The organism is Kiloniella litopenaei, assembly GCF_000982415.1.
GTDB classification, from domain to species: Bacteria; Pseudomonadota; Alphaproteobacteria; order Kiloniellales; family Kiloniellaceae; genus Kiloniella; species Kiloniella litopenaei.
Genome location: NZ_LANI01000019.1, coordinates 132,512 through 154,210, shown reverse-complemented (window position 1 = coordinate 154,210; position 21,699 = coordinate 132,512). Strand labels below are relative to the sequence as shown.

Annotated in this window: 20 protein-coding genes; 6 read left to right on the top strand and 14 right to left on the bottom strand. The window is 46.1% G+C overall.

Going from position 1 to position 21,699, the window contains the following annotated elements; all coding sequences use genetic code 11:
* Positions 1-166: 166 nt before the first annotated feature.
* From WH95_RS13490 to WH95_RS20985, 4 genes are all read right to left on the bottom strand, one after another.
* Positions 167-433 (bottom strand): hypothetical protein, encoded by a 267-nt coding sequence (locus WH95_RS13490; protein ID WP_046508119.1) that lies wholly within the window; start codon positions 431-433, stop codon positions 167-169.
* Positions 434-601: 168 nt separating this feature from the next.
* Positions 602-1,672, bottom strand: coding sequence for a trypsin-like serine peptidase (locus tag WH95_RS13485; RefSeq protein WP_046508117.1), 1,071 nt, complete (start codon positions 1,670-1,672; stop codon positions 602-604).
* Between the two features lie 10 nt (positions 1,673-1,682).
* On the bottom strand, positions 1,683-3,776 hold the full coding sequence (locus tag WH95_RS13480; protein ID WP_052742022.1) for an HD-GYP domain-containing protein: 2,094 nt from the start codon (positions 3,774-3,776) through the stop codon (positions 1,683-1,685).
* Positions 3,777-3,844: 68 nt separating this feature from the next.
* A complete protein-coding gene (locus tag WH95_RS20985; RefSeq protein WP_245622974.1) occupies positions 3,845-4,318 on the bottom strand; it encodes a transglutaminase-like cysteine peptidase in 474 nt (157 codons plus the stop codon).
* Here WH95_RS20985 and WH95_RS21710 point away from each other — a divergent pair.
* Entirely contained in the window at positions 4,224-4,619 is a 396-nt protein-coding gene (locus WH95_RS21710; RefSeq protein ID WP_052742020.1) for a hypothetical protein, read from the top strand. The genes WH95_RS20985 and WH95_RS21710 overlap by 95 nt on opposite strands.
* 108 nt (positions 4,620-4,727) lie before the next feature.
* On the opposite strand, the gene WH95_RS13470 is transcribed toward WH95_RS21710, so the two are convergent.
* The 4 genes from WH95_RS13470 to WH95_RS13455 all read right to left on the bottom strand — a co-directional run bounded on the left by WH95_RS13470 (position 4,728) and on the right by WH95_RS13455 (position 10,131).
* On the bottom strand, positions 4,728-6,056 hold the full coding sequence (locus tag WH95_RS13470; RefSeq protein ID WP_046508115.1) for an HlyD family type I secretion periplasmic adaptor subunit: 1,329 nt from the start codon (positions 6,054-6,056) through the stop codon (positions 4,728-4,730).
* Between the two features lie 64 nt (positions 6,057-6,120).
* Entirely contained in the window at positions 6,121-8,388 is a 2,268-nt protein-coding gene (locus WH95_RS13465; protein ID WP_052742019.1) for a type I secretion system permease/ATPase, read from the bottom strand.
* A 477-nt stretch (positions 8,389-8,865) separates the two neighbouring features.
* A complete protein-coding gene (locus WH95_RS13460) occupies positions 8,866-9,243 on the bottom strand; it encodes a c-type cytochrome (protein WP_046508114.1) in 378 nt (125 codons plus the stop codon).
* 219 nt (positions 9,244-9,462) lie between these two features.
* On the bottom strand, positions 9,463-10,131 hold the full coding sequence (locus WH95_RS13455) for an HAD family hydrolase (RefSeq protein ID WP_046508111.1): 669 nt from the start codon (positions 10,129-10,131) through the stop codon (positions 9,463-9,465).
* Positions 10,132-10,518: 387 nt separating this feature from the next.
* Here WH95_RS13455 and glmU point away from each other — a divergent pair, with 387 nt between their 5' ends.
* The 5 genes from glmU to WH95_RS13430 all read left to right on the top strand — a co-directional run bounded on the left by glmU (position 10,519) and on the right by WH95_RS13430 (position 15,549).
* On the top strand, positions 10,519-11,889 hold the full coding sequence (gene glmU, locus WH95_RS13450; RefSeq protein ID WP_046508110.1) for a bifunctional UDP-N-acetylglucosamine diphosphorylase/glucosamine-1-phosphate N-acetyltransferase GlmU: 1,371 nt from the start codon (positions 10,519-10,521) through the stop codon (positions 11,887-11,889).
* A gap of 6 nt (positions 11,890-11,895) precedes the next feature.
* Positions 11,896-13,719 carry a glutamine--fructose-6-phosphate transaminase (isomerizing) gene (gene glmS / locus WH95_RS13445; RefSeq protein WP_046508107.1) on the top strand — a complete coding sequence of 608 codons (1,824 nt, stop codon included), beginning with the start codon at positions 11,896-11,898 and terminating at the stop codon, positions 13,717-13,719.
* Positions 13,720-13,734: 15 nt separating this feature from the next.
* The gene (locus WH95_RS13440) at positions 13,735-14,202 is read left to right on the top strand and encodes an NUDIX domain-containing protein (protein ID WP_046508106.1); all 468 of its coding nucleotides are present in this window, start codon (positions 13,735-13,737) and stop codon (positions 14,200-14,202) included.
* Between the two features lie 133 nt (positions 14,203-14,335).
* On the top strand, positions 14,336-14,785 hold the full coding sequence (locus tag WH95_RS13435; RefSeq protein ID WP_204247788.1) for a GNAT family N-acetyltransferase: 450 nt from the start codon (positions 14,336-14,338) through the stop codon (positions 14,783-14,785).
* A gap of 227 nt (positions 14,786-15,012) precedes the next feature.
* The gene (locus WH95_RS13430; RefSeq protein ID WP_046508168.1) at positions 15,013-15,549 is read left to right on the top strand and encodes a shikimate kinase; all 537 of its coding nucleotides are present in this window, start codon (positions 15,013-15,015) and stop codon (positions 15,547-15,549) included.
* 63 nt (positions 15,550-15,612) lie between these two features.
* Here WH95_RS13430 and WH95_RS13425 read toward each other — a convergent pair whose 3' ends face one another.
* The 6 genes from WH95_RS13425 to WH95_RS13400 form a co-directional block, all read right to left on the bottom strand.
* Positions 15,613-16,470: an endonuclease/exonuclease/phosphatase family protein gene (locus WH95_RS13425; RefSeq protein ID WP_046508104.1), complete on the bottom strand. Its 858-nt coding sequence runs from the start codon at positions 16,468-16,470 to the stop codon at positions 15,613-15,615.
* Entirely contained in the window at positions 16,467-17,294 is an 828-nt protein-coding gene (locus WH95_RS13420) for a carbohydrate ABC transporter permease (protein ID WP_046508102.1), read from the bottom strand. Before WH95_RS13420 ends, WH95_RS13425 begins: the two co-directional genes overlap by 4 nt.
* Positions 17,291-18,172 carry a carbohydrate ABC transporter permease gene (locus WH95_RS13415; protein ID WP_046508100.1) on the bottom strand — a complete coding sequence of 294 codons (882 nt, stop codon included), beginning with the start codon at positions 18,170-18,172 and terminating at the stop codon, positions 17,291-17,293. Before WH95_RS13415 ends, WH95_RS13420 begins: the two co-directional genes overlap by 4 nt.
* Positions 18,173-18,268: 96 nt before the next feature.
* Positions 18,269-19,543 carry an ABC transporter substrate-binding protein gene (locus tag WH95_RS13410; protein ID WP_046508098.1) on the bottom strand — a complete coding sequence of 425 codons (1,275 nt, stop codon included), beginning with the start codon at positions 19,541-19,543 and terminating at the stop codon, positions 18,269-18,271.
* A gap of 91 nt (positions 19,544-19,634) precedes the next feature.
* Entirely contained in the window at positions 19,635-20,678 is a 1,044-nt protein-coding gene (locus WH95_RS13405) for an ABC transporter ATP-binding protein (RefSeq protein ID WP_046508096.1), read from the bottom strand.
* Positions 20,679-20,870: 192 nt separating this feature from the next.
* Complete coding sequence (locus tag WH95_RS13400; protein ID WP_052742018.1) at positions 20,871-21,653, bottom strand: DeoR/GlpR family DNA-binding transcription regulator; 783 nt, start codon at positions 21,651-21,653, stop codon at positions 20,871-20,873.
* Positions 21,654-21,699 lie beyond the last annotated feature (46 nt).

The following is a 21,699-nucleotide window of genomic DNA, read 5'->3' as shown; positions in this document are numbered from 1 at the left end:
GAAAATCGACGGGGTTTGTCAGCAATCTGAGGCGCCTTCGGGCGCCTTTTTTCGTAGAGGAGTTGGGTATTCGTTTCTATTCATTCATAAAAAAACCTCTTTGATTATTAATAGATCAGAGAGGTTTTTTTGTTGGATTGATGAGTAAACTTAAAATGCTTTGAACTTACAACTGCGTTAGCGCATCTTCGTCTTCGGCCTGTTTGTCCATTTGGGCTTTGGCTTTCTCGTCGGCCTGGATTTTTTCCATGGTATTGGCGAGCTTTACGGTTGCGTCTTTCAAGGATGATAGCGGCATAATGAGTGTTGTTGTCGGTTCTGAAACCAGTTTACCCGCGTTTTTGGGGTCCCGGACAATTTGGCGTAGTTCGATGCGAACATTACCATTAACAACCGTGATGGAGCCAACGCCATCTGTGAATACATGTTCCATGAGGGCTTATCCTTTAACAGTAGTACTTATTTTATTGGTCTTGATAATGCTTGTGCTTGTCGCAACTTTTTCGATATGTGTTTTGCACAAAGGGTGCTCTGGTTGAATGAATATCGGTGTTTCATCAATCTGAATGACATGAGAATTATCGGTTAAACTTAGTTCATATTACTCTAGTGACAGAATAATATCACCCAAAAGCTGTAAACTTGTTTTCAGATGTGTTTTCCCTTGCTCTTTTTTGTATCGGTTTTCAGCAGCAATGATCGCCTGCGAAGGTATCTTCATGGCATTTCCACTCAGGTAGCCCTTGCGTACAAGTAGCGCCGCGATGGTTTTCTCTGGCGATGCAGACACTTCACTTGTCTGGGCAGGCATAGCACCTTTGTCCCATAAAAAACCAAGGTTTCGAATACTTCTTTTGGTGTCTGGTTTACCATTTTCGGGGTGAAACCGCTGGGCATTTAAGGCACCTACATAGGTGTTTACCCCACGTCTTTCTGTTTCAAGTCCAATGACATTAATGCCAACAATAGAAAAAACCTGTTGATCGTAGAGGAGCAGGGGGGAGCCGCTATCACCCTTTTGCAGGAAACAGCGGTGGGCAATGCCATCGTTCTCTTTTTCTGTACCCGAGCGTTTAAATCTTCCCGGAGGCTGACAATTAAAGTCCGTCGTCTGGGCGTGGGGGGCACCTGCACGATAGCCCGACGAAATCAACACCGCTTGTTTGGCGTTTATTCTGGTTATGACTTCATTGTTCAAAGTCGTAAGCCTTAACCAACCTGTTTGTGTGCCGATGGGGTCTGTTAATTCTAATAACGCCCAATCAGTTTCTGTGTTCCGGGCCGAAGCTTCGTTTTTCGGTTTGTAGTTCGCTGACTTTTTGTAGGATTTGATTTTGGATTTGATTTTATATTCTTCGAACTGATACCCGGCGATGAAATGTAATTCCTGTGGGGCAAGCCACCGTCCGGTTTTTGCGTCATAAATACAATGAGCAGCCGTTAAAACGTGACGTTCACTGACCATGGCGCCTGTGCAATGTGCACGTCCGGCTGCGTTCAGTCTGCCTATTGTGCTCCAGGGATATTCCATGGCGTTGACAAGAATACGTTCCCGTGCGGCCAGCTTTTGGGATGCACTTGCAGGTGTTGAATACAGCCCGAGAACATACAGGACTGTTAAAAGCAATATTCCCGAAGACAGTGCTTTCAACAGCCGCGTTTTCATTTGCATCTGGTAAAGCCTATTGCTGAATAGAAGCGATAAGCTTTTCACCCTCTACAGAGTTAACCACGTCCCGCAGGGCGATAATGACATTCGTGTCATAACGGTCGTTGTTTTCCTCTAGAATATCCAAAGCACGGAGTGGTTCCAGCCCATGACGATAAGACCGAGGCTCAATCCGGGCACAGAAAACATCACAGGCCCCAAGGATACGCGCGGTAATAAGAATTTGATCACCGACCAACCCACGGGGATAGCCCTTGCCATCCAGACGTTCGTGCATTTGCATGATTGTTTCAAGAACTGGCAGGTCAAAATCAATACCGCGCAAAAGCTGTTGCGTATGTTCCGGGTGTTTTTGTATCTCGGCAATTTCTTCGGGGGTCAGGCGTTCGGGCTTGTTCAAAATACGGCGCGGAATAGCCAGTTTCCCGATCTGAGATAGATTGGATGAAATTTCCAATGTCGCAATCTCTAGCTCGCTAAGGTTCATTCGCTTGCCAACCATCAGAGCAAACAGGCAAACGCGGCGTGAATGCCCCCCAAGATAGGGATCGCGAAGCTCCACGGCACGAACCAATGCCGTCACCATCTGTTTGACAGCTTTTTCTTTCTTGCGCTGTTCTTCGACAATTTCTGTTACATCACGGAAAACAGAGACAATACCGGAAACCTGATTGTCTTCGCCAACAAAGGGCACCTTACTGATTTGCAAGTGATGTTCTTTGTTGTTGAGGAAGACGCGTTCGTTATTGGTGACCACGCCACCAGAAGAAACCGCGCGTTGATCACTGATTGACATTCTGGCCGCTGTGCCTGTGCCGAAGATGGCTGCATCATCCATACCAAGTAGTTGATCTTCTTCACGACCTACGCCTTTGGCAAAGGCCGGGTTGACGTAACGGTAACTGCCATCAACGGCTTTCAGGCCAATGAAATCAGCAATAGAGCCATTGATTTTATCCAGCAGCTGTTTTTGGGCGTGAATGCGAGTGGCCAGATCCTTGAACTGTTTGGCCAGTGCGCCGTTGTGCTCACTATTCAGGCGCCACCAGAAGGCCAAGAAGACGGCGGCAACGATTAGAACAATAAATCCAGCCAGCAGGTAAGCAATGTTCCTGAATTCTATCAGGCTTTTTTCAGCACTGGTGCGATCAACTTCCTGAAAAATCCATAATTGATCCGGGATCAAGGCAGATCCAACTGAATAAACTTCTTTTGCGGCAACCCCGATTGTCGGGCGCAAGGCAAAGGCAAAAATATCCTGATTATTAGACGTCAGCTTGATGTCGCGGATAAGCTCGGCATCCTGTGGTATGATTTCCTGGAACCCCTTGTTGGTGATCTGGACCATTCTGGTGACTTCGCCTTCTTCGGACAAAGCACGTTGAGAGAGAAATTCCCCAAATTTTGTGGTGACGGGGAAGGTAAGAAGCATCAAACCCACAGGTTCTTCCTGATCGGCTTCGGACTGGGCTGGCAAGACGGGCAACAAGAGGTCCATCACTAAACCAGATGCGTCAACACGAACCGGGCCAAAGGTAACTTCCTTGCGGCCAAAGGCAGACATCGCCAGTTGTTTTTGTTGTTCTGAAACAGGATCTGCTCCGCCACTGGTCAGATAGGCAACCCCGGTTTTCCCGAACAGATAGCTGGTTGTGAAATCACTGTTGATTGTAAAGTCAGTGAGGACACGTTCCATAAACGGTAGCTGTTCAAACAGGGATACACCAAGGTTTGAATCTGGATCTTCGCCGGGTTTAGGGGGAACAATCTGAGTAAAATCACCGCCCGCAAGGTCAACTTCGTAGGCGAAAAGGCGAAAGAGTTCGTTTGTGACAAGCCTGTCAGATTGTGCCCGAATGGAATCCAGCCAGGTCAGGACAAGTTCACTTCGGCTAGAGGCAAGGATTTCCTGCCGATCCTGGACCTTGGCAATGACACTGCTTTTCCTGTCATTAATGATCACGCCGGGAATAATGATTGATAAGAGTACCAGTGCACCAATAACCAGAGCAGCAGTTACCACCGTTCGCCGATTTGCGGGACGTTCTGAACTAGCCATATCGTTTATGGCGTGAAATTCAAATTTCTCTTTACCGTTTTTCTTCATTGGTCTCCGCTCTTTCCCCCCGGGGAGCATTCGTATTTTTGGCACTTATCTGAATTGTCATTATCATCTTACTTGATATGTGCCCAACGTGTTGTCGAATTCATAGAGTATTGTGGTATGTAGTGACGATATTTTGTATGCGTCAGTATCAGATTCGACAGACTGTCCAATATAAGAATATCGTTCTTTTCGTATATTGCCAGTACTGCGTGCCCAATACCACGGATACTGTCTTTTAAAATAACTATACGCATTTCATTATCGCTAAAGCCGAGTTGCTTCAGCGCGTAAAATTTTGCAATGGAATAGTCTTCGCAATCACCGGATGTCCGCATAAACTGATTGGGCGATGCCCAATATTCGCTGACACCATAGACTTCGTGATCCAGTTTATAGGGCCAGCGGTTAAAGAACTTATTCACGGTATCCAGCTTTTGGCGTCTGGACATGTTCTTTGCGGAATGGATTATTTTCCGCCAAGATTTCTGTTGTGGTGTTTTACAGTTGGCGGCGTTGTTTGCGCAGGCGTTTAGTAATTTAATTTCAGCTTTTGATTTTTTTAGAACGCGCGCCCATTGGGGCAGTGCCTTGAAAGATTTGGACTGGAACTCAACCGTTCTGAAAAGTGCTGTTCCTTTCCCCTTCGCCGCCTTTGCCAGATCACCAAGCGATTGGGCGTGCGAATTCTCTATTGGCATCGTGTGTACAAGCACAGAAGCCAATGAAGCAATCAATACGGCCTTTTTAATAATTTGTAACGGCTTAATATGGGTCAAGGGCTGCGTCGCGTTCGCCAAAAATAATAAATTTATGCAGCCTATAAAATGGCAAAGAACCGCTTAAGAGAGTCTTAATTTTTGTGGTGTGCAGGATGTAAATTTGTCGCGTGCACGTTGTGTTGATGGTGAGCAATTGCCTGAACGCTCACCATCACAAATTTGAGCTAAATGCTTATTTTTCTCTGAGCGCGGAATCCCGGGCTTTCAGGATTGGTTTTAGCAAGTAATCCATTACGGTTTTCTTACCCGTTAGAATTTCTACGTTTGCTGTCATCCCAGGAATAATTTCCAGTTCTTTTCCTTTGCTGACAATTTTGTTGTCTTCTGTACGTAGATAAACGCGATAGAAACTTTCGCCTTCTTCATCCTTAATCGTACTGGCCGAGATACGTTCCAGTTTTCCATCTAGTCCACCGTAGATAGAGAAATCATAGGCTGTGACCTTGATGGTCGCTTTCTGACCAGAGCGAAGGAAGGCGCGATCAGAGGGACGAATTTGGGCTTCGACAAGTAAAGTGTCATCAAGCGGCACGATCTCGACAATATCTTCACCGGGGCGAATAACACCCCCAACAGTATTACGCTTGAGTTCCTTGATTGTTCCCCGAACAGGGGATCTAATATCTGTTCTTTGAACAGTATCAACCCCGGCTGCAACGCGTTCGCTAAGAGATTTCATCTCGGCGCGAGAACGGTTCAATTCGTCGGATACTTCGGCTTTTGTTGTCAGGATCATTTCATCAATACGTTGTTTTGCTTCTAGAACTGCGCCTTCAAGGCGCGGCAAGCTAGTGCGCAATGTTTTGATTTCCCCTTCCAAATCGGCAACCTGACGATCTATACGGATAAGCTCAAGACGTGGAGAAATTCCTTTGTCAACGAGAGGTTTGGTGATGTTACGTTCTTCACGGGCCAAAGCAAGGGAGTTCCTGAGCTGTCCAATACGGCTTCGGACTTCGGCAACTTCTTGGCGTTTTTGGCGTGATTGATTTTCGAGAACCTTGATTTGAGCTTCTTGCTGGAGCTTTCTGGCATTATATAGAGAGGTTTGGTCCGCTACCTGTTCCGGAGCATTTTCTTTTTCGGCTTCGGTGTATTCCAAAGGCGTATCATTTAATTCTGCTGTCAGACGTTTAACTGTTGCAGAAAGAATTTTTAATTGCTGGTTTGAATCCTTCACCGTTGATGTTGCTTGCGAGTTATCAATGCGTAGAAGGATATCGCCTTTTTCGACAACATCCCCCTCTTGAACCATTAGTTCGGTAATGATACCGCCCTCGAGGTTCTGGATAATTTGGGTTTTTTGTGCCGGAATAAACGTGCCTTCACCGCGGGTAACTTCGTCCAGTTCAGCCATACTTGCCCATGTTCCGAAGATTACGAAAAACAAGAAGGCAGTGAAGGTAAGTGTATAGGCAATGCGACGTCCTTTGCGCAGGGTTGCTGCGTGTAGATCCGGAGCAAATAATAGATCTTCGTCTTTTCTAGACATGGAAGACATGATGGCCTTTTCCTTGTGTCCTATTGTATTTGATGGTTCTTAGTTACGTCTTGTTGTCAGGGAACTATCCGGCGCTGGCGCGGATTTGTCCTTGCTTCAAGGCTTCCAGAACCTCTGCCTTTGGTCCGTCAGCAACTATGCGGCCACTGTCAACAATAACCAGACGATCAACAAGGGTTAGAAGCGAACTTCGGTGTGTAACAAGTACCAGAGTTTTCCCAACAACAGCTTTTGCAAGACGTTGTTTGAAGGCGGCTTCCGATGAATTGTCCATACCGCTGGTAGGTTCATCCATTAACAGTATGGGGGGATCAAGAAGTAATGACCGGGCAATAACAACGGCTTGCCGTTGTCCCCCCGAAAGTGACATTCCGCGTTCCCCAACCTGAAGGTCAAATCCATGCGGGTGGGTTTTTAGGAAATCAGTAACGCCAGCAAGTGATGCAGCACGAAGAATTGTCTGGTCATCTACATGTGGCGCCCCGAAAGAGATATTCTCTTTCACAGAACCAAAGAATAGATAGTTATCTTGTGATACATAGCCAATGTTCCGGCGTAAATCGGCGGGGTCAATCTGGCGAATGTCTGTACCGTCAGCCAGAACAGATCCTTCGGTTGGATCATAAAGACCCAATGACAGGCGTGCGATGGTTGATTTACCGGAACCGATGCGTCCCAGAATACCGACACGTTCGCCCGGTTTAATTTTCAGGCTAACATTATCCAGTGCTTTAACTTCCTGCCCGGGATAATTAAAGGTTACTTTTTTCAGCTCAATTTCACCACTCAGGCGCGGGCGGTGCAGATAGGTTTTATCTGCTGAACGTTCGACTTCTGAGCTCATGATATTATCAAGTGATTTCAGGGCAACACGGGATTGTTGCAGTCTGGTCAGCATGCCAGCGATGGTGCCCAATGGGGCTAATGCCCGACCGGTCAACATACTTGAGGCAACCAAAGCACCCATGGTCATTTCTTTTTCGATAATCAGGAAAACACCTACGATTACAACGACAACTGTTGTCATTTGAATCGAGAGCTGGGCAAAGGTTGTTGATATGCCGGACAAGAGTTTGGCTTTACCGGCTGAATCCGCCGTCAAACCAACGAAACGTTCCCAAGACCGTTGTATGCGGCCCTCTGCAGCGGTTGTCTTGATGGTTTCTAGTCCATCAATAGTTTCAACCAACAAGGCGTGTTTCTGACTGGATTCCTTGTGTGTTTTCTCGATCACTTTACGCAGTGGAATTTGAAGGAATACACCAACAAGAATAACCAAGGGTACAACAATCAAAGGAATAACAGCGACCTGTGGTGCCGCAACAATGGATATAATCCAGATAAAGAGGAAAATAAAAGGTAAATCGATGAGGGCAACCAAGGTCCCGGAGGTAAAGAAGTCACGAAGTGATTCAAATTCCCGGAGGTTATTTGCCATCGCCCCGGTTGAGGGAGGTTTACTGGACAGTTTCATCGCCATTAGTTGTTCGAGCAACCTGCTGGCAATGATCACATCTGCATTTTTACCCGCGACATCAACCAGATAGGTTCGCAGGTTTTTCATAATAAATTCAAACAGGAATACGGTGGTAACACCAATTGCCAATACTGCCAGAGTTGCACTTGCCCCGTTTGGTACAACGCGATCATAAACGTTCATAACAAACAGAGGGCTGGCGATGGCAAAAAGGTTAATCAGGATTGAGGCCAACATAACATGGCTGTAGATTGGCCAGAATTTAAGTAGCGTGCCCCAGAACCAGGCTTTCGGCTTTTTCAGCTGAATATCTGATGCACGAGAATCAAATTTATACTCTGTTCGCGCAAATATGGCATAGCCAGTGTATTGTTCTTGGAGTTCGGCCACGGTGATTTCTTTTTGGCCACGACCTTCCGGAATGGCAATGCTTGCTTTACCTGATTTTGTGTAGTTGAGAAGGATACAAGCGCCACCTTGTTTCAACAGAATGATACAAGGAAGTGTAACGGGCTGGATATCTTCTATCTTTGCCCGGCGTACTGTGCGTGCCGTTAAACCAGCTCGCTCGGCGGCTCGAACCGCTAGGTCCGGTGTGAAATGTGCATCACTATGTGGTAGCCCAGCTTTTAATGCTTCGACCGAAATAGGTCTCTGCATCATTGATGCGAGCATATAGACGCATTCCAAAAGTGGATCTTCGAAGTTAACTGAGCCGGGGTCAACCTGCCACTCTTCTTTTGGCGGTACGCCATCTTCGATCACGTCGGAAGCTTTAAGAGCCTCTTTTTTTTGCTCTTTTGCTGTACCCTTTTTGTTACTTTTGGGTTTGCTCGCCGTATTATCAGAATTCATTCTTTCCCCGTTTCCCCCGAAAAACAGAATCCATGACCCTAAGGGAGTTTAGGGCCTTGGCTTAAAAGTGTTTGGTCTATCTGTTAACCTTAATTTTCACTGCCTAGCTTGCCTGTTTAAGGTTAACGAATAGTTGAGTAAGACTGCCTCTTCCCTTATTTTAAAGCAAGATTACCTTAAATATTTCAAGAATTAAGCAATAAGACAAAATAATATTAAAGGCTTCATAGCATACTTCGTAGATAAGACCAAAGAATGACGTGTAGTAAAATCTACGTAGAAATACGAATAGGAATAGAGTGCTACGAGACTGTAGCTAACGTGAACCATCTTTTTTAGTAAAGTGATCGGGGGTAAATTTGGCGTGCCTGTAAAATCGGACGGGTGCGTGATGACGTGGGAGCAATTGTTATCAACGCCACAAACAAAAACCCGGGCAACAAAGGCCCGGGTTTTTTCGCGATATCGCTGTTCCGTTTAGCTGTTTTCTTTTAGGTAAGCGATCAAATCTTCGATCTGTTTATCTTTCTTCAACCCGCCAAAAGACATTTTTGTTTTAGGAACAAATTTCTTTGGCTTTTTGAAAAATTCTGCCAGATTTTCTTCGGTCCAAGTGATTCCAGAAGCCTGCATTGCTTTGGAATATTTATAACCTTCAACAGATGCCGCAGCCTTACCAACAATGCCATGCAGGTTTGGGCCGATTTTGTTTTTTCCACCAGCATCAATTGTGTGACAGGCTTTACATTTTTTGAAGACTTTTTTACCCGCAGCGGCATCGCCAGCTTGGGCGGCACTAAGACTCAGACCTAATCCAATAACGAGGCCCAGGGCCATGGTGGCGATTTTTGCCATAACTATTCTCTCCTGAATTGTGCGTGTTGTTTCATTTACAGATAAAACAACATGTCAGTAATAACTTAGCGAACCTTAAACATTAAAGAGATTCTGGCTAGCTGTCTTGTTGCAGATTATGCCAGTTGACATGCTTAAGAATTGATTGTGCTCAATTTTATCCGGCTTATTCTCTTTTTTCACCTACTTATTGTCAAAGCGTGCTGTAATGTCGCAGCTTCAAGCAAGATTGCTAATGGCACTTTCAAGCTGATGGAAACCGTCGATAATGATGTCAGGGTTCTGCGCTTTTGCAGCCTCTGTTCCGTAGCCATGGGTAAAAAGAATAGACGGTATTCCTGCATTTTTTGCGGCGAGAACGTCATTAACACCATCGCCGATCATAATAGCCTGTTCTGGATTGAAGCCTGTTTCTTCCAATAATTTAAGAATGTGATCAGGATCTGGCTTCTTGACAGTATAACTATCGCCGCCAACAGCTTTGTCGAACAAGCCGTTGAGGTTAAACCTGTTCATAATTTCCAAAGTCGGCGCATAGGGTTTGTTTGTGCAGATTAGTAGCTTCCACCCCGCAGCTTTCAGGCTTTCGAGAACTCTACGACAGTTTTCGTAAAGATGGGTTTCTACCACAAGGTTTTCTGAATAGATGTCGAGAAATTTTTTGACTTTCTCTTTCAGTTCTTCTTTTGAAAGTGCTGCCCCCGTCGCAGCGTAACCGCGCTCAACCAGCTTTGTCGCCCCGTCCCCGATCATGGACTTGACCTCAACAAGGTCTGGTTCTCTTCGTCCTTCACTCTTTAAGAGAATCTGAAGAGATAAAGCGAGGTCGGGTGCACTTTCAATAAGTGTTCCATCCAGGTCGAAGACAAGTACATTGCGTTTGGTCATGAAGATAAGCTTGCTTTGCAGGTTGATATGTTACGCGGTTTGGTAGTTGGCAAAAGCTAAACAGGATTAATCTTTTCCACAAGAGATCTTCAATCTTCATTCCGGAAAGCCTGTCGTAATGTGAAAAGGCACCCCTGTTATAAATAGGGCCTGCTGTAATAAAACGAAACATTGTGTAACACACAGAAATAAAAGGTGATTTGAGCTAAGATTTTTTCTGTGCAAATTTTTGCACGCTATATTTTTGCCTGCTTTTATTGCTAGGACATATTCTAATGGTTGATCCCAAGAGAGGCAGGGGGTAAGCACTGTGGAAAGATATAATCAACTGTGATCCTTGGATGCCCCAAGATTGATAAAACACTGATCGACGAATATTAGAGACCGATGACGAAACGTAAACTCGCTGTGATTGTCTTGGCTGCTGGCCAAGGCACCCGAATGAAATCAGATTTGCCAAAGGTTCTTCACTGTCTGGCTGAAAAACCGATGCTATCCCATGTTTTGGACGGTGTGGAGACTCTTTCGCCAGATCGTGTTGTCGTTGTTGTTGGGCCTGATGCTGCCGCTGTTGAAAAAGCGGCGGCACCTCATAAGACAGTGGTACAGGTTGAGCGCTTGGGAACGGGGCACGCGGTAAAGCAGGCCTTTATTGCGTTGGACGGCTTTTTAGGTTCAGAGGATCAGGCCGACATTATGGTGATCTTCGGGGATACACCGCTTATTCGTCCCGAAACCTACCAAGCTATGCGTGTGCAAAGATGCGAAGAAAATGGGCCAAAGCTTATCGGTCTTGCTTTTCGTCCAGAGGATGCCGGGCGTTATGGCCGCGTAAAGCAGGATAGCGATGGCCGCGTTATGGGCATTATTGAACATGCGGATGCAACGGATGAAGAGCGTGCGATTGATCTTTGCAATGCCGGGATTTTGCTGGGTGAAGGATCGACAGTATATCGCTTGATCAATCAACTGGATAACAACAATGCTCAAGGTGAATATTATCTGCCGGTGATTTTTGATTTTGCCTATGCCGAAGGTTTGGATACTCGTGCGGTTGAGGCAAGTGAAGAAGAAGTCATGGGCGTTAACTCTCGCCAGGAGCTGGCGGTTGCCGAAGGTATTTTGCAACAGCGCTTACGGGCGAAGGCTATGGCACAGGGGGTTACCTTAATGGACCCGGATACGACTTGGCTGTCAAACGATACAGTCTTTGGTCGGGATATCATCATTGAACCATCTGTGTTCATCGGTCCAAAGGTATCAATTGCAGATAACTGTCATATCAAAGCTTTCAGCCATCTTGAAGGTGCGATCATTGGTGAGGGGGCTGCAATTGGTCCCTATGCCAGATTGCGTCCGGGCACGGTGATCGGCAAAGATGGCAAGGTTGGTAACTTCGTAGAAACCAAGAATGCTGTGTTGGGTGAGGGCGCAAAGGCCAATCATTTGAGCTATATTGGTGATGCCGAAGTCGGAGCCAAGGCGAACATCGGCGCGGGAACCATTACCTGTAATTATGATGGGTTCAATAAATGGAAAACCTCTATTGGTGAGGGGGCCTTTATCGGATCGAACACGGCGCTGGTTGCCCCGGTTGATATTGGTGCTGGTGCAATTGTCGGTGCGGGATCAACAGTGACAAAATCAGTGGCAGACGATGCCATGGCTGTGGTTCGTGGGCGTTTGGTTGACAAGGCTGGTGCCGGGGCAAGTTTCCGTGCAAGTCGTAAAAAAATTAAAGAAGAGAAAAAAGGCTAAAGCATTATGTGTGGCATCATTGGTATTATCGGTACAAAGCCTGTTGTTCCTCTCTTGCTGGACGGCTTGAAACGTTTGGAATATCGCGGATATGATTCCGCGGGTATTGCAACGCTTGTGGATGGTGGTCTGGAAAGACGCCGCGCTCAGGGTAAACTAGTCAATCTGCAAAACCGTGTCGAAGAAGAGCCTATTTCCGGTATGACAGGCATTGGTCATACCCGCTGGGCAACCCATGGTAGGCCCAATGAAACCAACGCACATCCACATGCCAGTGACAAGGTTTCACTGGTTCATAATGGCATTATTGAAAACTTTCAGGAGCTACGTGCTGAACTGGATGCCAAAGGGCAGGTGTTCCAGACCGAAACCGATACCGAAGTCGTTGTGCATCTGATTACAAACTATTTGAATGATGGTTTGTCACCTGAAGAGGCCGTTCATACGACGCTCAAGCGCCTTGAGGGTGCTTTTGCTCTGGCAATTGTCTTTGCCGGACGGGAAGACCTGATGATCGGTGCACGTCGGGGCAGTCCGCTGGCTGTGGGCTATGGCGATGGCGAAATGTACCTGGGGTCGGATGCTCTGTCTCTTTCCCATCTGACCGATCAGATTTGCTATTTAGAAGAAGGGGATTGGGTCGTGCTGGATAACAATGGCGCGACCATCCGGGACCTTGCGGGAAATCTTTTAAACCGCGAAGTCGTTCAGACTGCTGTGTCGGGTGCTATGATTGGCAAAGGTCAGTACCGTCATTTTATGCAAAAGGAAATCTATGAACAGCCAGCAGTTGTTGGCGATACACTCCATACCTTCTTTAACCCGCTGGCCCGCTCCATTCAGCTACCTGACTTTCCCTTTGATCTCGCCAATATTTCCCGTCTGACCATTGTCGGGTGTGGCACGGCGTCTCTGGCGGGGATGGTGGCGAAATACTGGCTGGAACAGGAAGCTCGTCAGTTGGTTGAAGTCGATATTGCATCCGAATTCCGATACCGCGAAGCCCCTTTGCCGGATAACGGTGTCAGCCTGTTTATTTCTCAATCCGGTGAAACGATTGATACCCTGGCTGCGTTGCGCTATGCCAAGGAACAGGGACAAAAGATTATCTCTGTTGTCAATGTGCCTGAATCAACCATTGCCCGTGAATCAGATATGGTGCTGCCGACTTTGGCTGGCCCTGAAATTGGGGTGGCATCAACCAAAGCCTTTACCACACAGCTTACTGTTCTTGCCTGTTTGGCAATTGGTATTGGCCGTGCCAAAGGAACCATTACGCCGGAACGCGAAGCCGAACTGTCTTCGGCTTTGACCGAAATTCCGTCACGGATTACGGAAATCCTGAATACGGACGAAATCATCCGCAAAATCTCTGCCGATGTCAGTGAGGCACGGGATGTACTGTACCTTGGTCGCGGTAATCTCTACCCCATGGCAATGGAAGGGGCATTGAAGCTCAAGGAAATCAGTTACATTCACGCCGAAGGCTATGCAGCGGGCGAAATGAAGCATGGTCCCATTGCTTTGATCGATGAAAATGTTCCGGTTATTGCCTGTGCCCCAAGCGGCCCGATGATGGAAAAGACCATTTCCAACCTTCAGGAAGTGCACGCCCGTGGAGGACAGATTATTCTGTTCTCTGACGAAGAAGGCGTTGCCCGGGCCGGAGACATTGCCAAGCACAGCGTTGTTTTGCCAAAGGTTGACCCCTTTGTTGCGCCGATCCTCTATGCGCTTCCTATCCAGCTTTTGGCCTATCATACGGCTGTTCTTAAAGGAACGGATGTTGATCAGCCAAGGAACCTTGCAAAGTCGGTTACTGTGGAATGATTCCAGACTGATTAAATGAAAAAACGTACTGCTGTTCGGGCTGTTATTCTTTCGCCCGATAATAAAGTTTTATTGGCCCGTATGATGTATCCCAATACGGATCCGTTGTGGTTAACACCCGGAGGTGGCCTTGAGGAGAATGAAGATCCGGTTTTGGCTTTGCAACGGGAGTTAAACGAAGAGATCTTTATTGCTGATTGGAATATCGGACCGTTGGTCTGGCGTAGAGAACATCGCTTGACCTTTAATGAGCTGGATATTTGTGTCGATGAGATCTTTTATTTAATTAGATCTGTGAAATTTGATCCACCTAAGATGATGCAGGATGAAAATGAAAACCAGCATTTTCACGGTTATCGTTGGTGGGATGTTGCAGATATCAAAGTATCTGGTGAAACTTTTGTGCCTTTGAAATTGGCAAGCTACCTACCTGATTTGATCAATAGTGTTATTCCGACAGAACCGATAGATGTCGGGGTTTAGCTTTGTCTGGAAAATGCGAAAGCTTCGGCTTGTTGCATGGATGCCATTGGACGTTATTATTATCTTAGTCTTTGAAACTCTTTGAAAAGATCTTTATAAAAGTGCTCTGAAATCACAATACCAGAGCGATAAAATGACGATAGAGATCCTACAAGCAGACACGCAGACTATCCATAAGGTCGCGAATTGTTTTGATCTCTACCGCCAGTTCTATGGGCAGGAAAGTGATCGTAAGGCTTGTGAGGCTTTTCTTTCAGAGCGTCAGGAAAATTCTCAATCCGTGGTGTTTTATGCGCAAAATAATAATGGTGATGTTCTCGGCTTCACTCAACTTTACCCGACATTTTCGTCTGTGTCTCTCAGGCGGGATTTGATCCTGAATGATCTCTATGTGCATGAAAAGGCCCGGGGACAGGGCGTTGCCAGGAAGCTATTAACGGCTGCGCGTGATCACGGGAAGAAGGTAAATTCCAAAGGTATTCTGCTTGAAACAGATATCCTTAATGCGAAAGCACAGGCGCTCTATGAATCTTTCGGATTTGAGCGTGAGACGGATCACTACTTTTATTACCTGACGATTTGATTCATAAAGCTTCTTGATTTACAAGATTTACGGGTGTGATGTTTGCTATCTGTGGATGCCACACCTTTTCTGATCATGTCCGACGTAGCATTTTATTGAATGTAAACTCTGACTCGTAAAACTTCACATCTTTATCTGATTAATAAATGCACCTCGTCGCTGGGTTGTATTCCCTTTGTTGTCTGAGGATGGTCAGCTTCAAGGTGCTTTTGAGAGTTGTTGGTATTATGAAACGTATAAATGTTATTGGGACCAGCGGAAGCGGTAAGTCCACTGTTGCCCGCAATCTTGCGGATGTATTGGGGTATCCTTACGTAGAAATGGATGCGCTTTATTGGAAACCGAATTGGGGCGAGCCTACGGTGGAAGAATTTAACCGGGATATTGAGAAGGCCGTATCTGGTTCGACTTGGGTGCTTGATGGAAATTATAGCCGGACACAACCTATAAAATGGGCAAAAGTAGATACCATCGTCTGGGTTGACTATTCATGGGGGCGCACTGTTTTTCAGGCATTGAAGCGGGCCATAACCAGAATAATCGGTAAAAAAGAACTTTGGCCGGGGACGGGCAATGTCGAGAGTTTCAGGATGACGTTCTTGAGCCGTCAATCTGTTATTTTATGGACGCTGCAAAACTACAAACGGAATAAAAAGCGATATGCAAAAATGATGAGCGCAAAAGAATACACCCATATTAATTTTGTACGCTTAACCAACCCTGCCGAAACCAAGAAGTTTATTGCCTCTCTGACGGCGACCTAAAAATAAGAGTAAAAGAAAAGAACTGGCATAGTGTGTTTTGGGTGTATTTCAGCCATAGAAAAACTATGCCAGTTCAAGTATAACAGGTTGGTGATCTGACGCGTCGGTTTGCTCATCAACAAAAACATTTTTCATTTCAGACACAAGGCTCTCTGTGATGAAGAAAAAATCACGGCAATGCGGACCTTCTGGCCATTGTTCAGGGTCAAAGATGCCACAGGTCGGGGCATGGGGGGCATCTTTGTGAAAGATGGGCCATGCATCGATGTAATGCCCAGATATTTCGGGTATTTCCGAGTTTAGCAGGCGATAGGTTTTTTCACCAACAACTGCATTAAAATCACCGCAAATGACGCTGCGTTCAGGCCTCGGGATAGCCGCATAGGGACCTGTTTGTGGTGCTATCTGGAAGTAATCCAGATTAGAGATAATATCCCTTTGTACTTCGCACAGGTATTGAGCTTGCTCATAACGCTGTTTTTCGCAGTGATACTCCAGATGCGTTGTTGTGATCCGCAGAGGGCCACTTTCGAGATTAACAACAACTTCCAGAGCCTGCCGCGGCATGTTTTTACACGGCTTTTCCGGGCGAGGCTGTGGCAGTAAGTGATTAAAAACCTGAAGAACAGGCCGTCGTGACAGGATCATGTTGCCAAATTGTCGCCGATTATCTTCTCCGGGATATAAGTGATCTATGGCTGGGCCAAAAAATGGGATATGTTCAGGAAACAGTTCAGAAAGAATAGTGTATTGATCCGCAGCCTGCCCTTTGTCCGAGACAGGATCAAAGCGGGCAACTTCTTGCAGGCAAATGATATCCGGGTCGTCATGGGATTTTATGACCTTGGCTATTCTGTCAAGATTTACCAGACCATCCGTGCCCAGACCGCATTGTATATTCCAGCTAATAATACGTGTCATTTAATCCCCGCATGCATGAATGATTGTACAAATTGACGCTGGAAAAGAAGAAAGGCAACAAGTAATGGGGCAACGGCCAAGAGAGTTCCTGCGGTAATAATGGACCAATCCACACCTGATTCTGGGGCTCCAAAAATGGCCAGGCCGACAGTCAGGGGGCGTGTAGTTACTGAGTTCGTTATGACAAGAGGCCAAAGAAAGTTATTCCAATGATAGCTGATGGAAACCAATCCAAAGGCGACATAGGTAGGGCGGGCGAGGGGGACATAAACTTTCCATAAAATCTGCCACAGAGAACAGCCTTCAATTTTAGCAGCATCCTCTAATTCATGGGGGATTGTCTTAAACGTTTGCCTTAGAAGAAATATACCAAATGCACTGGCCATATAGGGCAGTCCAATCGCTAAAATACTATCAACAAGGCCCAGGTTGCTCATTGTCGTATAGTTCTCGACAATCAAGACTTCGGGCATAATCATCAGCTGGATTAATACAAGACCAAAGGCAATTGACTTTCCCGGAAACTCGAACCGGGCAAAAGAATAGGCGGCCAGAGTGCAAAGGACGAATTGCACCAACAGGATTGATGTGACCAGTAAAAAAGTATTGAGAAAATAGCGGGCAAAAGGAGCTTGCTCCCAAGCCGTGGCGAAGTTGCTTAGCGTCAAGGGGGCAAAAAGCTCGAACCGGGTTGCGTATTCCGCTGGATGGAAAGCAGCCCAGAGCGCATAGATAAGCGGTAAAACCCAGAGAAACGCGAGGAAATAGGCTGCACTGGATTCAATAGAGAACGAGATTTTTTGTCTTTTTATGATGCTTATCATTGGTAATGGACCTTTTTATCAAGAAAGACAAACTGCCCGATTGCAATAATCGCGAGAATAGCGAGTAGAATGACCGTTAGGGTTGAGGCGTAAGCTTGATCAAGGAAACTGAATGCAACCTCGTAGATATAATAAAGCAATAGTGAACTGGCGTTATCTGGACCGCCTTTTGTCAAAATGAATAAATGATCAACCAGTTTAAAAGAGTTGATGATCGCGTTAATGAGAACGAAAAGTGTCGTGGGCATTAATAAAGGGAACATAACGCGACGGAAATAATACCAGCGACTGGCACCTTCCAGGCGGGCTGCTTCTTCTAGTTCTGGTGATAGAGTTTGAAGGGCGGCCAGATAAAATATCATGAAAAAGCCAGCTTCTTTCCATATAGTGATTACTATTATACAGCCTAAAACGGTATCGGGATCCCCAAGCCAGTTTTGGCTTTCAGCCCCAAATATACTGGTGACCTGATCAATCAAGCCTATTTCCGGAGTGTAGAAAAAAAGCCATATATTTGCGACGGCGATCATGGGCAGCATAGTTGGCAGAAAGAAGCTCATGCGTGCCAAAGATTTAAACTTCAAACGGCTATTGACCCAAACGGCCATCATTAAAGCCAAAGCAATGGAAATGGGGATTGTGAACAGTGCATAAATTACGTTGTTCCAAGCGACACGCCAGAACACGTCATCCTCTAGCATGAAGGTGTAGTTTTCGAGCCCCACAAATTCTGCAGGCCTGATTGCAGTGCCCTGGGAAAAAAAGCTTTTCGCCAGGGTGGCAAGGGTAGGGTAATAGGTGAAGGCCAACAGAAATAGAGTGGCAGGCAGTAATAAAAGCCAGCCATATAACTGATGTTGTGTGGATACATGCTTCATCTATTCGCACCCGTTGTTTAGTAACAGTAATAACTAACCAGAAACAGAAAATCCCGGAGACGAATTAATCGTCTCCGGGGACTAGGGATCAAAAATTTAACGGTAACGCTTTAACAGGCGATCAGCTTGTTTTTGAGCATCTTCTAATGCTTCTGCTGGGGATTTGGACCCTGTCAGTGCAGCCTGTATCGCATCATCAAGAAGTTTGCGTACACGACCATTTTGATAAGTTGACAATTCAGCTGTTGCGAATTCCAACTGGTCACGTGCAACTGCCGCAGGTGGAAAATCAGCAACATACTTTTTCATTTCTTCTGTTTCGTAAGCCGCTGGCATTGTGGCCAGGTAACCTGTTTTCATGCTCCACTCAGCTGTCCGTTTTGGCTCTGTCAGAAAACGGATAAGCTTCATGGTCGCTTTACGTTCTTCGGCAGTCGTTTTCTCAAAGATGTAGAAGTTGCCACCGCCGGTGGGGGTGCCGCGACGTTTCTGGGCTGGTAGCATAGCAACGCCAAAATCAAACTTTGCGTTCTTTTTGACAACGCTTAGGTTCCCTGTTGAATGCCACATCATGGCTGTTTTACCTTCCAGGAAATTCTGGCGAAGTGTTCCCCACTCGATTGTTCCCTCGGGCATGATGCCATGCTTGGACCCCAGATCTTTCCAGAACTCTAACGCTTCGATAGTGGCTGGCGCGTCAAAATATGTTTCGTTGCCATCACTGTTCATCAGAACCTGATCGTTTTGCATGCTAAGCGCACCAAACATCCAGTATGGGTAGCCTGTGGACGGGATCATCGCGCCCCATTGACCGTCTTTGGTTAGTTTCTTTCCGGCAGCTACCAATTCATCCCATGTTGCAGGTGGGGTTTCCGGGTCAAGACCTGCGGCACGGAATGCATCCTTGTTGTAATACATGACGATTGTTGATCGTTGGAAAGGAATGCCCCAGGTTTTTCCCTGGGTTTGGCCATTTTCCATCAGCGCTGGATAGAAACTTTTGAGCCATTCTTTTTCTTCTTTGGTTTCGACGATATCGTCAAAAGCAACGATTGCTCCCTGTTCAATCAATTCATAGGTGTCGATTGAAAACATAACAGAAGTTTGTGCTGGTTCCCCGCTTTTAAGGGCTGCAAGCGCTTTAATACGAGCGTCGTTATAGTTTCCGGCATAGATCGCATTGACTTTGATGTCCGGGTTTTGTTCTTCAAAATCATCAACCAGCCCGTCAACAATGTTTGTTAATGGGCCGCCAACAGCTACGGGGTAATACATGGTGAGCTCGACGGCGGATGCGTTTGTTGCGAGCCCTAATCCCAAAGTCGTTGCAAGTGCTAGACTTCCGGCTTTTCTTTTTAGTGTCTTCAGCATGGTGTAGTCCTCTTGTGATTGAGGAAGACCGTACTTCCGGCTTCCTTTTGTTCCTTCTACTGTCAGCAGAAGGGATGTTTAGGGGGTGAAATCAGAAAGATTGAACCTTTACTTTGTCGTTGCGTTTACCTGTTGATTTGTCAAAAATATGTACGGCTTCTTCATGCCATTGCAGCCGGGTTGATACTGGCTCTGCAATCGTGACCTTACCGGGTGTACGTACAAGTATTTCCTGGTCATTTATTCTTGCAGTAACAACAGTATCAGCACCCAGATAGTCCGCAGAAACAAGCTCGGCTTTCAGCCCTTTTGTATCTGACAAAGTGATGTCCTCGGGCCTGATACCGATTAAAAATTCATCTTGTCCGTTCTGTGGCATTGTCTTGCCGAGATTACATGCGATTGGATCAATCAGGTTCATTGGCGGGGTGCCGATAAAGGCTGCGGCAAAGGTTGTTGCCGGTTTGTTGTATAGCTCTTCGGGTGTGCCTTCTTGTTCGACTTTGCCATTGCACATTAGAATGACTTTATCTGCCATGCTCATTGCTTCAGCTTGATCGTGGGTGACGTAAATAACTGTCATGCCCAGCCGCTGTTGTAAGGCCCTGATCTCAACACGCATGATGTGGCGAAGTTTGGCATCCAAATTAGAAAGCGGTTCATCCATAAGACAAATCGGATTTTCGGCGATAATTGCCCGAGCTAGCGCAACGCGCTGTCTTTGTCCGCCTGATAGCTGTGCTGGCTTGCGATCGAGAAGTTGTTCAAGTCCGACTTGTTGGGCAACTTTTGACAGGCGTTCATTTTGTAAATGTCTGGGTGTTTTACGTACTTTTAGGCCAAAGAGTATGTTTTCTTCTACATTTAGGTGGGGAAAGAGAGCGTAGTTCTGAAACACCATTGAAAGATGCCGCTCAGCTGGTGAAGCTGTTGTCATGTCCTTTCCATCGATGATCAATTTACCTTGGCTAATCTCTTCCAGACCAGAGATCATTCTCAACGAGGTGGACTTGCCGCAACCAGAAGGTCCCAAGAGTACCGCAAAGGTGCCTTGGTCAATTGAGAAAGAAACATTATCAACGGCTGTTGTCGCTCCCCAGATTTTACTTATGCTTTGTAGTTCTATAGCTGACATATCTCTCTTTAGCCTTTCAGGTTCCTGTTCCCTCTATGAGAGGTGTCAGCACCAAAATATGATGCCTGTATAGGGATGATTTATGTAACTATTGTGTACATAAGATTACATGAATGTAAATATTCTTACATTTTTCTCGAGAGAAAATCCAGTTTTGGTCGAGATGAGGGTAGGTAAGTTGGGGGGGAGAGGTTACTTTTGGGCAACAAAAAGCCGTGTGCCAGCCTTATCCAGTGCTTCTACAATTGGTTTTGGTGGGGCGCTATCTGTAAAAATACCATCTACTTCTGCAGCACTTGCAAAGGGCATCATGGCATCGGCGTTAAACTTTGAATGGTCCGCCGCCGCAAATTTATGTTTAGATATGGCCAAGGCTGCTCTGGATGCTTGGGCATCGCGGTAATCATAGTCTAACAACTGTCCATCATTTGTGATGGTGCCTATTCCAAAAATACCATACCCAACTCTGAAACTTTTAAGGAAATCTGTTGTTGTTTCGCCAGCTATGGCGCGGTCCTTATTGCGTACCAATCCCCCGGGTAAAATAATTTCAAAGTCAGTTTTTTCACAGAGTATTGAAACGACGCCAATGTGGTTTGTCAGTATTCTTAAGCCATCATGATGAATAAGTGCTTCGGCGACAGCTTCCATTGTGGTGCCGATATCGATGAAAAGCGAGGATCCATTCGGTATCTGCTTGGCAATTTCTCGGCCAATTGCTGCTTTTTCTTTCGCGTTCCTGACTTTACGGTTTGGATAGGCCAGACTATCTATTCCTGCGGGTAATCCTGCGCCTCCAAAATGGCGTTGAAGCAGATTTTTTTCGCTTAAATAAATAATGTCGCGTCGGATTGTCTGTTGGGAAACGCCAAATTTATCAGCGAGCATTTCGAGGGACGCAAACCCACGTTCACGGACAAGATCTATAATCTGGTCCTGTCGGCTGTTGATACCTATGCGCTTTTGCTCAATCACGAAAGTTACCTGTATTGGATGAAGGAATGTGCATTAAAGTATAAGT